Source organism: Citrobacter amalonaticus, from assembly GCF_018252635.1.
Classification (GTDB): Bacteria; Pseudomonadota; Gammaproteobacteria; order Enterobacterales; family Enterobacteriaceae; genus Citrobacter_A; species Citrobacter_A amalonaticus_E.
This window is the reverse complement of the sequence record NZ_JAGTXM010000046.1, coordinates 1-391: the sequence shown is the minus strand read 5'-3', so window position 1 is coordinate 391 and position 391 is coordinate 1. Positions and strand designations below refer to the sequence as shown.

The 391-nt window shown below is 50.6% G+C and carries 1 rRNA gene; it reads right to left on the bottom strand.

Going from position 1 to position 391, the window contains the following annotated elements:
• Positions 1-391 (bottom strand): 23S ribosomal RNA (locus tag KE671_RS22640); the annotation flags it as partial.

The window sequence follows — 391 nt, the reverse complement described above, 5'->3', positions numbered from 1 at the left end:
ATTAACGTTGGACAGGAACCCTTGGTCTTCCGGCGAGCGGGCTTTTCACCCGCTTTATCGTTACTTATGTCAGCATTCGCACTTCTGATACCTCCAGCATACCTCACGATACACCTTCACAGGCTTACAGAACGCTCCCCTACCCAACGAACGTATCCTTAAACCGACTCGACTTTGTAAAACGCTTTGACGTCGCTTCGCTCCGTCAATCGTTAACCCTCTAAATCGTTTTAAGTGATACGTTCGCTGCCGCAGCTTCGGTGCATGGTTTAGCCCCGTTACATCTTCCGCGCAGGCCGACTCGACCAGTGAGCTATTACGCTTTCTTTAAATGATGGCTGCTTCTAAGCCAACATCCTGGCTGTCTGAGCCTTCCCACATCGTTTCCCAC